The sequence below is a fragment of the Chitinophagales bacterium genome, assembly GCA_041392475.1.
Taxonomy (GTDB): Bacteria; Bacteroidota; Bacteroidia; order Chitinophagales; family UBA2359; genus JAUHXA01.
This window is the reverse complement of sequence record JAWKLZ010000001.1, coordinates 1,493,813-1,505,719: the sequence shown is the minus strand read 5'-3', so window position 1 is coordinate 1,505,719 and position 11,907 is coordinate 1,493,813. Positions and strand designations below refer to the sequence as shown.

Annotated in this window: 9 protein-coding genes and 1 pseudogene; 2 read left to right on the top strand and 8 right to left on the bottom strand. The window is 40.6% G+C overall.

Going from position 1 to position 11,907, the window contains the following annotated elements; translation table 11 throughout:
- Positions 1 to 53: 53 nt before the first annotated feature.
- The 3 genes and pseudogenes from R3E32_05480 to R3E32_05470 form a co-directional block, all read right to left on the bottom strand.
- Positions 54 to 485, bottom strand: a complete 432-nt coding sequence (locus R3E32_05480; GenBank protein ID MEZ4884173.1) for a DUF1801 domain-containing protein — start codon at positions 483 to 485, stop codon at positions 54 to 56.
- 29 nt (positions 486 to 514) lie between these two features.
- The gene (locus tag R3E32_05475) at positions 515 to 850 is read right to left on the bottom strand and encodes a hypothetical protein (protein MEZ4884172.1); all 336 of its coding nucleotides are present in this window, start codon (positions 848 to 850) and stop codon (positions 515 to 517) included.
- 216 nt (positions 851 to 1,066) lie between these two features.
- Positions 1,067 to 4,030: pseudogene (locus R3E32_05470) on the bottom strand (class I tRNA ligase family protein).
- A gap of 477 nt (positions 4,031 to 4,507) precedes the next feature.
- On the opposite strand from R3E32_05470, the gene R3E32_05465 reads away from it, so the two are divergent.
- Both R3E32_05465 and R3E32_05460 read left to right on the top strand, forming a co-directional pair.
- A complete protein-coding gene (locus R3E32_05465; GenBank protein ID MEZ4884171.1) occupies positions 4,508 to 5,413 on the top strand; it encodes an Rpn family recombination-promoting nuclease/putative transposase in 906 nt (301 codons plus the stop codon).
- Between the two features lie 66 nt (positions 5,414 to 5,479).
- Positions 5,480 to 6,427, top strand: coding sequence for a hypothetical protein (locus R3E32_05460; protein ID MEZ4884170.1), 948 nt, complete (start codon positions 5,480 to 5,482; stop codon positions 6,425 to 6,427).
- A 22-nt stretch (positions 6,428 to 6,449) separates the two neighbouring features.
- Here the strand turns inward: R3E32_05460 and R3E32_05455 are convergent, their stop codons facing one another.
- The 5 genes from R3E32_05455 to R3E32_05435 form a co-directional block, all read right to left on the bottom strand.
- On the bottom strand, positions 6,450 to 7,208 hold the full coding sequence (locus tag R3E32_05455; GenBank protein ID MEZ4884169.1) for a phosphodiester glycosidase family protein: 759 nt from the start codon (positions 7,206 to 7,208) through the stop codon (positions 6,450 to 6,452).
- A gap of 47 nt (positions 7,209 to 7,255) precedes the next feature.
- Entirely contained in the window at positions 7,256 to 8,596 is a 1,341-nt protein-coding gene (locus R3E32_05450; protein MEZ4884168.1) for a LamG domain-containing protein, read from the bottom strand.
- Positions 8,597 to 8,629: 33 nt separating this feature from the next.
- The gene (locus R3E32_05445; protein ID MEZ4884167.1) at positions 8,630 to 9,862 is read right to left on the bottom strand and encodes a phosphodiester glycosidase family protein; all 1,233 of its coding nucleotides are present in this window, start codon (positions 9,860 to 9,862) and stop codon (positions 8,630 to 8,632) included.
- Positions 9,863 to 9,946: 84 nt separating this feature from the next.
- Positions 9,947 to 10,873, bottom strand: a complete 927-nt coding sequence (locus tag R3E32_05440) for a phosphodiester glycosidase family protein (GenBank protein MEZ4884166.1) — start codon at positions 10,871 to 10,873, stop codon at positions 9,947 to 9,949.
- Positions 10,863 to 11,900, bottom strand: a complete 1,038-nt coding sequence (locus R3E32_05435; GenBank protein MEZ4884165.1) for a hypothetical protein — start codon at positions 11,898 to 11,900, stop codon at positions 10,863 to 10,865. Before R3E32_05435 ends, R3E32_05440 begins: the two co-directional genes overlap by 11 nt.
- Between the last annotated feature and the right edge of the window lie 7 nt (positions 11,901 to 11,907).

Genomic DNA, 11,907 nt, shown 5'->3' with positions numbered 1-11,907 from the left:
AAACTATTTTAGTTTCTTCAAAATTCTAAAATAAGCCTCTATAATTGGACAATTCACTGCCCATCAGGATATCTTTCCGAAATATACGCTACTGACTCTTTCACCAATTCCTTCAATGTATCCAAGTCAATATCTTCCAACTTGTTGATATACAGACACGATTTACCTGTTTTGTGTTTGCCCAATTGCTGCATCAGTTCATCGTATCGCTCAAATCCGCCCATGATGTAGAGGGTCAATGAAGTTTTGCGGGGTGAAAAACCGACTTTCAAAAAATCACCTTCTCGACCACTTTCATATTTGTAGTGATATGTTCCAAAGCCTACAATGCTCGTTCCCCACATCTTAGGCGTTTCACCAGTCACTTCTTCCATTAGCTTCAAAACGGTTTTGCTGTCTGTTCGTCTTTTTTCGTTTTCTACCTTGTCCAGAAAATCATGTACACTGAGTTCAGTTTGTATGGTTTTGTTTTGATTCTTTGCCATAATTGGATGATTTTGGTTGGTTGTTGAAGCTAATTTAACGATTCTCTCACTTTCTGTATAAATTCAGTAGATGCGCCTGTCAATTCAGCGATTTCTTCATTAGACCAAGTAGGGTATTTACGTAACATGCGAGTGATTGTCGCTTTCAAAGTGGCTATTCTCCCTTCTTTTTTCCCTTCTTTTTTTCCTTCTAACTTAATCATATCATAAGTACTCATAGTCAATTCATTTAAAGGTTTAGGTAATTGCTGAACTATTTTAACCACTTCTTCTCGCTTTAAATCAGTGGTTTGTAGTATGTAAACAACCACAACCTCCAAAAAGTTTCTCCCTTTCTTTGGCTTCAAATAACAAACTATTCCCAAATTCTTTCTTTTGGAATAACACAAAACCCACAAATAAAATTTACGAAACAGGGGAAAGGACTTTCCCCTGTTTCGTAAGTTTTAAACAACAATATTGATAATCCTCCCCTTCACATACACAAACTTACGTACCGTCTGACCATCAATCCATTGCTGCACCGTTTCGTCTGCCATTACAGCAGTTTCCACCTCCTCTTTCGAAATATCCAGCGGAAAATCCATACGAGCACGCACTTTTTTGCCGATTTGAATCGGATAGGTATGCGTATCTTCTTTGATGAACTTTTCTTCGTGAGTCGGGTAAGTTGCGCTGTGAACCGTTCCCTCATTGCCCAACTTGTGCCACAATTCCTCCGCAATGTAAGGCGCAAAAGGAGCAATCAAAACCACCAAAGGCTGCAAAATTGCCCGTTTATTGCAGTTCATTCTCCCCAATTCGTTCGTACACTCCATGAATGCACTCACACACGTATTGAAGCTCAAACGCTCAATATCTTGATTGATTTTCTTAATTGTATTGTGCAAAACCTTCAATTCCTTCGCATCCGCTTTTTCATCCGACACATTCATCTTGCCATCTTCATCAATGTCAAACAAACGCCAAAACCTCCGCAAAAATTTAGAAACCCCTTCGATACCATCTGTATTCCACGGCTTTGACTGCTCCAAAGGGCCCAAAAACATCTCAAACATTCGGAAACAATCCGCACCATACTGCGCCACCATGTCATCGGGATTCACCACATTGTATTTCGACTTCGACATCTTCTCAACCGCATATCCACACAAATACTGCCCATCTTCATTGGTAACGAACACCGCATTGGCATATTCAAACCTTGATTTCATGAACTTTTCTATGTCCAAATAATCATTACTTACAATATTCACATCCACATGCAATTCCGTTACAAATTCTTGCATATTGTGTTTTTCCACATGATCCAAAGAGAAAAACAAAGGATGTGCTTCAATTTCGTCCAAATGAGAATTATTGACCTGACCTTCAAAAGCCCGTTTGATGCGCTTGATAATGATGTCAAAATTGTTGTAATATTTACCGATTTCTTGCGTGGAAATACCCAAAATTTTCCAACCTTCTTCTTCAAATCTTGGCTGCAATTCATCTACATACCGCTTCAAATCCTGCCCCGATTTGATTTCCAAAGCCAACTTATGTTCGGGAAAAGCAAAATCTACATAATCCCCTGCAATTGGATAATCCGTTTGAAAATCCATCTCGTATTTTTGCAATTCTCGTTTGAAGAACTGCTCCGCAAAAGCTTCATTGGCACGATACACAAAATTGGAGCGACCTTGAATCATGCCCTGATTCACCAATCTTTTGAAAGGCTCTTTGGTCGTTACCAAGCCCAAATCATACAAAAACTTGTGCCATGTTCGGCTGTAAATCAAGTGACCCACAGCGTGTTCCGTTCCGCCAATGTACAAGTCCACATTCTGCCAATATTCCTCCGCTTCCTTCGATACAAATGCACCTTCGTTGTTAGCATCCATATAGCGCAAGAAATACCAGCTCGAACCCGCATAACCAGGCATCGTGTCCGTTTCTCTGCGACCTTCCGAAGTGTTCACCCACTCGTCCACCGAAGCCAAAGGAGATTCACCCGTTCCAGTCGGTGTGTAGCTCTCCACATCGGGCAAAGTGACGGGCAATTCGCTCTCATCCAATGCGTAAGGAATCCCATTGCGATACACAATTGGGAAAGGTTCGCCCCAATATCTTTGACGAGAATAGCCCGCATCCCTCATCCTAAAATTGATGCGTCGAGTACCAATCCCTCTTTCTTCCAATCGTTCGATAATCGCCTGAATTGCATCCATGACCTCCATTCCATTGATGAAATCGGAGTTAATCATCTTACCCACTTTGTCTTCAATGCCAGCCCCAGGATAGCCGCTTTTGTCAATGATTTGTACAATCGGGATTCCAAATTTTTCTGCAAAACGTTGGTCACGCTCATCGTCCGCAGGTACAGCCATGATTGCACCTGTACCGTAGCCAATCAAGACATACTCACTGATGTAAATCGGCACTTTTTCACCCGAAAAAGGATGCACTGAGTATGCTCCTGTAAAGGCACCCGTCACCGACTTTTCTGCTTGACGCTCAATATCAGAACGGCGGTTCACATAGTCCAAATATTCATCAATTTCGGCTTGTTGGTCAGGCGTTGTGATTTGCTGCACCAATTCGTGTTCTGGAGCCAAAACCATAAAAGTGACACCAAAAATCGTGTCGGGACGGGTTGTGAAAATTTCAAATTTTTGATCGGTATCTGCAATGTCAAACCACATACTTGCGCCCTCCGAGCGACCGAACCAATTGCGCTGCATTTCCTTCATCGCTTCCGACCAATCCAACTCTTCCAAATCGTCCAATAAACGCTGCACAAAAGCGGTTGTACGCATAAACCATTGACGCATTTCTTTGCGGAAAACGGGATATCCGCCTCGCTCCGAAAAGCCATCTTTCACCTCATCATTCGCCAACACTGTTCCCAATTCTGGACACCAATTGACAGTTGTATAAGACTGATACGCCAAACGAAAATCCATCAAAATCGTTTGTTGCTCCTGCTCACTTTTGGATTTCCATTCTTCTGCCGTAAAATGGTGTTCTTCACCACTTGCACCATTTGCAGCAGCACTTCCTCCCGCTTCAAATTTTGGAATCAAGGTTTCTTCAATGTATTCGGCTTTGTTGGTTTCGTTGTTGAACCAAGATTTGAACAATTGCAAGAAAATCCATTGCGTCCATTTGTAGTAATTTGGGTCACACGTTTGGACTTCTCTGCTCCAATCGTAACAAAAACCCAATTGCCGCAATTGACCCTTGTAGGTCTTGATGTTGTCGTGTGTCGTTTTGGCAGGATGCTGACCCGTCTGAATAGCATATTGTTCGGCTGGCAAACCAAAAGCATCAAAACCCATGGGATGCAAGACATTGAAGCCCTTCAATCGTTTGTAACGGCTGTAAATATCAGAGGCAATGTAGCCCAACGGATGCCCAACATGCAAACCCGAACCTGATGGATAAGGAAACATATCCAATACATAATATTTGGGCTTTTCGGATTGAGTTTCAATTTTGTATATTTCTTGTTTTTCCCAATGGGCTTGCCACTTTTTTTCTATTTCGTTAAAATTGTATTCCATTGTTTTATATTGTTGAATTGTTTTATTGCTAAATTGTTGAGATTGCTATATGGTTGTTTTGAATAATAGCAAATAATGTTCCTACTGAAAAGATTTTGCTGAAACGGCAATTTCGATAGCTATTCTCGGCAATAATTTAAGTAATCAGACATTCCTAAGTTATTGTAAAGGATGCAAAATTAGTAAAAAAGAAAACTTGTTGAAATTCAGTTAGGACTATTTGAAAGGAAAAGGCAACAATAGGCAGACTTTCTGCCGTCACCTTCAATGGTCGGAGGTTAGGTAGTAGCTCGCAGGGCGAGCAGGAGGAATAAGGAAGTGTGATATGTTGAAGAAACGCAATTCATTTGTTTGTCTAAAATGGAATTTGCTGATTGAAAATGCTTGAAGTGTATAACTATGGCAAGGTAAGAAAAGTTCCTAAAATGTGAACGATATTGATTATTTTTGTGTAGGATTCTTCAAAATAACCTGCAAATGTCAAGCATATTCATCAACCCTTTTACCGATTTTGGCTTCAAAAAACTCTTTGGAGAAGAAGTCAACAAGGATTTACTCATCGACTTCTTGAATGAGTTAATACCTGTTGAAAAACACACGATTGTTGACCTCACTTACCTTAGAAACGAACACTTATCTAACCATGAAGACGATAGAAGGGCGGTCTATGATTTGTATTGTGAAAACGAAAAAGGGGAGAAATTTATCGTTGAGATTCAACGAGCCAAGCAAAAATTCTTTAGAGACAGAAGTATTTATTATTCCACTTTTCCGATTCAAGAACAAGCCAAAACAGGCAACAAATGGGATTTTGAATTGAAGGCAGTTTATACCGTTGCCATTATGGACTTCACCTTTGAAGATGGTAGAAAACGACAAAAAGAGGAGGAGGAGGAATTTTCCTTTTTGCATACGATTCAATTGATGGATATTGAACGAAAAAGTGTTTTTTATGACAAACTGACATTTATTTATTTAGAAGTTCCAAAGTTTGATAAACAAGAAAGCGAATTGGTGACACATTTCGACAAATGGATGTATATTTTGAAGAACCTCTATCGCTTCAAAAAACGCCCAAAAGCCCTTCAAGAACGGATTTTTCAACGTCTATTTGATGCCGCAGAATTGGCTCGTTTCAGTAAAAAAGACCGCATGGCTTATGAAGAAAACTTGAAGATTTATCGGGATTTCTTGAAGATTTATCGGGATTTTATGAATGTGGTCAATACGGCAGTAGAGGAAGCAGTTGAAAAAACGAAAAAAGAAAGTAAAGTAGAGGTTGCAGCAAAAGCATTGGAGAAAGGTTTTACAGTAGAAGATGTAAGCGATATCACAGGCTTATCTTTAAAAACCATCGAAAAAATCAAACAAAAAATGGAATAATGTGAAAACATAGCTGTTGATTTTGTATATTTACAATCTAAGTAAATTGTAAACAATTTTCCGATTATGTTTTTAAGAAGGAACGAAATCAATGAAGTTCTTTGGAATCAATTTATTGAAGCATCACCACAAGGATGTATCTATTTTTACACTTGGTATTTGGACATTGTATGCCCCAATTGGTCCGCCATTGTCATCGGCAATGAGAACAACTGGAATGCCTTAATACCATTGCCCGTTTCCCAGAAAATGGGCATCTCTTACGCCCTTCAACCGCTTTTCGCCCAATACTTAGGGGTATTGTTTCGTCCGCAAACAGGCAAAATGGTCACACAGTGGAGCAACAAAAAAAGCTGGTGTGAAGCCATTATTCGTTGTCTCCCAAGCTCTCTAAAGCTGTTCAATTTTACCTTTTCCCCCCAATTTGACTACCCAATTCCGTTCTATTGGAAAGATTATCAAATCACTAACAAATACACTTATTGGCTCTCACTAAAACCTTCTCTGCCCACATTGCAGCAAAACTTTAGGACTTCGGTTAGGAAGGCTATTCTCAAATGCGAAAAAGCAGGTATTCGTCATCACATAACAAGCGATATACACCATATTATACAATTTGCTAAAAAACAAAAACAATTTTTGGCGGACATACATTATGAAAAATTACCCGTTTTGTGGGAAGTTCTTCAAGAAAAAGGCAAAGGTTTGGCGATAGAAATGCGTGATACACAAGGAAAATTGCATACAGGAGGATTGTTTTTGAAAGACAAAAATCGCTGGATCAATTTGTTTGGCTGCAATGCAAATCCTGACAGTAAAGCAATAGGGGCAGGTGCGGCAATGTTGGCGCAAGCTATTTTGATGGCAAAAGAAGCAGGGATGGAATATTTTGACTTTGAAGGTTCTATGCTTGAAGGAGTTGAACGATTTTATCGCAACTTTGGAGGCAATCCCATTCCTTATATACAGGTTTCCAAAAATACATTTCCACCTCCATTGAAGTGGATAATGTAGTTATTAGCTATTTTGGTTCTCATCATTCACTTACTCCAATCATCACCCCAAAATCGCCCCCCAACTGTTTTCGCTTCAATGCGGGCAGGTACATTTCCGAAATCGCTCCATCCAAGTACAGCGCATTTTCGCACTTCAATTTTTCCTTAAACAACATCGCAAAGGTCCAAAAATTCACTTTTTCGTTGGAAATCGCAAAAACGAGGTGGGTATCGTCAAGGATACCCACGCCGCTTCTGATATAGGTACTTGTAGAACCTTCGTTGAATTTAGGATGTAGCTGACCTTCAATGACCAACATCGGCCCCGACTGTGTAGCATAGCGCACCGACTCTTTTTCCTTCAATGCTGGATATTGAGAAGATTCGAGGACTTTTGCAGTGTTTTCTGTGAGCAAAAACACGCCGTTGGGTTTCATGTAGAAATTGAGGATTTGTTCGGAATCACCCAAGTTAATCGGATTGCGTTCCACACCATTTTCGACATACAATCCTTGCGGTTCGCTGTCATACGGTGGCAAGTACATCCCGCCATTGGTCGCAAAAATCAGTTTTTCACCTCGTTGCTTCAAATGTTTTTGGAGATTCTCCAAACTGTGAAACTTTACTTTCTGTTCATCCTCCAAATACATTTTCACTTCTTGTTGGGTGATGTCCACATGATAGACATCAAAAGTGTGATTGCGATAAGTGAGCGTATCGGCTTGTTTTGCAGCTTGTTGAAAGTTGGCGAATGCTACCAAGAGCAAAACAGGGAACAGATAAAGAATAGATTGTTTCATTTGATTTTTACTTTTGTACAACTTCAAACTCCAACACAACCCAAAAATCAATCTGGATCAAACACAATTTTCACCCCTCCGCTTTTCGTTAAATCCGAGTTAATCGTCAAAACACGGGTTCTACCCACGCCATCGTCAATCTCCAAAGTCAAGGTATTTGGAGGAATTCCTCCCAAATTCCAGGCCTTAGAAAAAAGGTAATTTTCTACTTTGGGAATGACCTGAACTTCAAAGACTTCCCTTGTTTTGTCTTTGTGTCGAATCGCATATTTATCTGCAATCCACTGTCCATTGAAGTTGATAGAAACCGTATCACCATCCTCTTCTTCGTGGTCATAAATCAAAAACTTCAATTTATCGGAGCGAACAGTGATGGTTCGGTCGTAGTCAATTGGGATGCCTTCAAAAGAAGTGGGAGGAACAGGAACTCTGGTAGTGGGTGTAGTAGGTATGGTGGTAGGTTGTGTGGGTACAGGTCTTGGAGGAGGCGTAGTTGTTGGCGGGTCAACGGTTGGTGTGCGGCGGTTTGTAGGGGTTTTCTTTTCGGGAATCGGTTGTGGTTCGATTTCTGGATTGGGCGTTTTGCCTTTTTTGGGAGGGACTTTCGTCACGCAAGGTTTGGGCGTATCTCTATCCGATTGGTCCCAAAAAAGGGATTGAATTTCTTGGTTGCTCAAGGCTCGATTGTAAATCCTCAAGTCGTCCATACTCCCATGAAAATATTCCATCACCCCTGGCACATCCCGCCCTATTTCAAGCGGCAAACTGTTGGGTTCAAACTCGGTGTAATAAGGCATATCCATGACCTTGATGCCATTGAGGAAGGCTTTCACGCTGTGTCCATCGTAGGTAGAAGCGTAAAAATACCATGTATCAAACTCGAAAGGTTGTTTCAATTCTTCGGTAAAATCGGTGTTGACCGATACAGTGACAATCGTAGATTGAAGGCGGTACTGTGGGCTGTTATCTGTTTCTTCGGGTAGGTCGGATTTGCAGCATATTGTCATCCATTTCAAATCTGCAAAAGCTGCGCCATCATTGATTTTGACCCATGCCGAAATGGTGATTTCATCGCGGGGTGAACTTAGGCTTTTGGAGTCAGGGACAGAGATAAAACCTGTTGAACCATCAAAATACATCGCTCCACATTCATTGCCAAAACGGTCTTCGGTCGGCTCTACTTTGCCTATAATGTCACCGTGATTGTTGTTGCCTGCTACATCTCGTGCATCAGCATTCATCAAAAAACGGGCAACTAAACCGTAGGCAAGGTTGCTGTCGCTTCCATTTGATGCCGAAAGATATTCAGATGACATTTGAGGATAAGCAGCTACACTACAAAGAGATAGCCCCAGTACAAAGACAGATAGAAAGTGTTTTTTTTGCATGGTTGTTAATGTTTTATGGACACAAAATATTGTTCATTCTACGACTCCAATCATCACCCCATAATCCAATCCTGTATCAAAACGATTGAGTTCAGGGATGTGCATTTGGGAAATCGTTCCATCGAGGTAAAGGGCATTGTTGCAGCCCAAATAATCTTGAAAAAGTTTGGCGAAATGGTAGAAATTCACGGGTTTATGAGAAATGACAAAAGCCACTTTTTGTGAATTGATGATGCCAACTCCACTGCGTAGACGTTTGCTGGTAGATTCTGGTTGAAATTGAGGGTGAATCGTTCCGTTTGTGACCAACATCGGTCCTGATTGTGTGGCAAACAAGGTGTTGGTTTCGTAAGCTCTTGCTGCAAAATCATCGGAGGACATCACCTTTGCATTGCCGCTTTTTTCAATCAAAAACACACCATTGGGCTTCATGTAGAAATTGCCAGAAGGTTTGTCGCTCAGGTCAATAGGCTGAATGGTCAATCCATTTTCGATGTATAGACCTACTGGACTCATTTCGGGCGAAAACATTCCACCATTGGTCGCAAACTTCAATTCCTTGCGCTCGGTTTGAAGCCCTGTTTTGAGGTTGGTGAAATTGGCGTATCGCTGCCCTTTACGGTCTTTCCAAAATAAGTTTATCTTATCTTCTTTCAGATCAACTATGTAAATATCAAAAATATTGTTTTCCCAATACGGAATGTGTACCCGCATCGCTCCGCTTCCTGTGTGTGAGGCAAACATACTTTTGATGACACTCAAATAGGAGGCTTCGGTGAGCAGGGGAGAGGCTGTTTCTGAAACGGGATTTATTGCAGTAGGAACATTTTCTTTAAGTCTTGTTAGTTCTTTTTTGAGGTAGTTGTTCTCGTAGAGTAAATTGTTGTTGTTGACTTGCAAATCTTCCAATCTTTTGTTCAAACCCATTAGACTCGAAGGTGTGTTGGTTTTATTGATAAGTTCCATATTGAAGTTGCGGCAAGATTGCAGTCGTGCTTGAAAATCAACGCTATCTCTTCTCAAACGCCTGTTTTCTGCCTGCAATGCTGCTATGTTTCCGTCATCCATATTTTTTACTGCAAAGTGTTGATTGGTACTTGGGTTATAGGTCAAAATAGTAGGCTTTGTACTGTCATTACCCGACATTTTGGAGGAGGTGCAGGCTGTTGGCAATAAGAGCAAGAAAATCAAGGTGATGGAGTAAATCAACCATATTTGATGTAAAAATAAAACTTTGAATGAAATATGTAGGGTTATTTTTTTCATGTATATTGCTGTTTTTGTATTTTAAAAGGAGACTTTCGAAGTCTTTATTGCCTTGTCATTTGCGCCATCCACAAAATCTGCGATTTACATTGCCTCTTTCTCCGTTTCTGTCACTGCAATCATTACCCCAAATTTGCCAACAGAATCGTATCGTCCCAATTCGGGCAAATACATTTCGGAGATAACCCCATCCAAATACAGCGCATTTTGGCAGCCGAATTTTTGCTGAAAAAAGCTGGCGAAATCGTAAAAATTCACTTCCGTATTGGAGATTGCAAATACAACAGTTTGGTCATCAATGATACCGACTCCGCTACGGATATTGGTATTGGTAGATTCCTCACCGAATTTTGAATGTATCTTGCCATCTATCAGCAACATAGGCCCCGATTGTGTTGCAAATTCCATATTCCGCATCAATGAGTCATTGAAGGTTTTGCTGGGAATGATGTGTGCTTCTCCATTTTTAGTGATGTAAAAAATACCATTCGGCTGCATGAAAAAATTGCCGCTTTCTTGTTTTAAGTTGATGGGCTGTACCACCTGACCGTTTTCTATGTATAAACCTACTGGTTCATAAGCAGAGGTGAACATTCCTCCATTGGTGGCAAACAAAAGTTTCTTGTTTTCTTGTTGCAATTGAAGGTCTAACTGATGGAAACTTTGGATGTTTTTCTTGTTTTTGTCTTTCAAAAAAAAACCAATATCATCTGTTTGTAAATCAATTATATAACTATCATAACTGGCCCCTCTGAAAGTCTGACCTTCAAATGATTCTTGCGTGTTTTTGTTGGTAGAGATTTGTGTATCTGGGCTTTTTTGTATGGAATTATTTTTAGCCTCCGTCTCCGTATTTCCGTTGGAGTTCTGATTGAGAGGCGTATTCATTCCAGGGAATTGAAAAACGGACATATTTCCATTGCTGGTAAGTGAATCAATAGCGAATAAGGCTCCAATGAAACCTCCAATAATGACCAATGCTTTGATATTTCCGAAACCCTTAGTCTTCATAATAATATGCTACCAAATTTGTTGCCTTTGTAAGCGGCTTGTCACCTTGTATATCGCTGTATTTATTGCCATTTTTGCTATACACCTCCAAAATGTTGTACCATCCTGTGTCGAGGTTCAACATAGCTACTACATTGATTTTCTTTTCATTGAGGTAGTTCATGATGTTCTTGGCAATATCGTAGAGGTAGCCTTCCTCTTGAATGTTGAACAAGATATGCACTACTTCCCCTTCTCCATCAATCGCCAAAACCAACATCCTTCTTTCGGCTCTTTCGGTGCGTCCTCTTTCGTCTATTCGCAGTTCGTTTCGATAGGCTAAAAGGTGGGTTTGAAAAATAGTGGCTTCCTCTTGTTTTGCCCATGCAATGAGTGCTGTTCTATCAGCAGATTCTTTCACATCTACTCGCCTTTCAAGCGTTTGCAGCCAAAGATTACCTTCTTCAATGTCAGATACCACTATGCCGCCTGTGGCATAAACGAGCACCAAACCGTCCATGTCATCTCTATAATTTCGGTTGACGACATTGCCGTTGTCGACAGTCAAACCTGCTGGAATCATGTTTGAATTGCCACTGCTTTCGGTTGTATAAGCACCACTGCAAACCAGCACAATGTCTTTGCTGCCTTGCCATGAACGGTATTTGCTGTACACACTTCGGTCGTCATTGAGGTCTTTGTAGGCAAAATATTTGGCTTTTACCTTGCCCGACTTTCGCTTCATCCAGATAGATTGCCCGTATTCGTCCCCGTCTGTGGTGAGGGTGAAAACTTTGATATTGTCGTTAAAAATACTCGAATGGTATTCTTCTTGCAGTTGTAAGGGATTGAAGTAATTGGTTGTAGAAAAATTAAAGTCGCCCATTGCAGCTTTGCTGATGGTCACTGAACTTTCTGTCGACTTTGTAGTCGGTTTTGAAGTGGGTGGTGAGGCATTGAAGGAGAAAAAATAGTTGCCTAAAGCATAAATGTTTAGTAAAAATAGCAGCAAAAAAAGTGACGTATTAAGCGTATTTTTTTCTTTCATAAAACAG

Bases quoted from the DNA above. Each gene is read 5' to 3' on its own strand.
- R3E32_05480 (MEZ4884173.1), bottom strand. From the start codon at position 485: ATGGCAAAGAATCAAAACAAAACCATACAAACTGAACTCAGTGTACAT.
- R3E32_05465 (MEZ4884171.1), top strand. From the start codon at position 4,508: ATGTCAAGCATATTCATCAACCCTTTTACCGATTTTGGCTTCAAAAAA.
- R3E32_05460 (MEZ4884170.1), top strand. From the start codon at position 5,480: ATGTTTTTAAGAAGGAACGAAATCAATGAAGTTCTTTGGAATCAATTT.
- R3E32_05455 (MEZ4884169.1), bottom strand. From the start codon at position 7,208: ATGAAACAATCTATTCTTTATCTGTTCCCTGTTTTGCTCTTGGTAGCA.
- R3E32_05450 (MEZ4884168.1), bottom strand. From the start codon at position 8,596: ATGCAAAAAAAACACTTTCTATCTGTCTTTGTACTGGGGCTATCTCTT.
- R3E32_05445 (MEZ4884167.1), bottom strand. From the start codon at position 9,862: ATGAAAAAAATAACCCTACATATTTCATTCAAAGTTTTATTTTTACAT.
- R3E32_05440 (MEZ4884166.1), bottom strand. From the start codon at position 10,873: ATGAAGACTAAGGGTTTCGGAAATATCAAAGCATTGGTCATTATTGGA.
- R3E32_05435 (MEZ4884165.1), bottom strand. From the start codon at position 11,900: ATGAAAGAAAAAAATACGCTTAATACGTCACTTTTTTTGCTGCTATTT.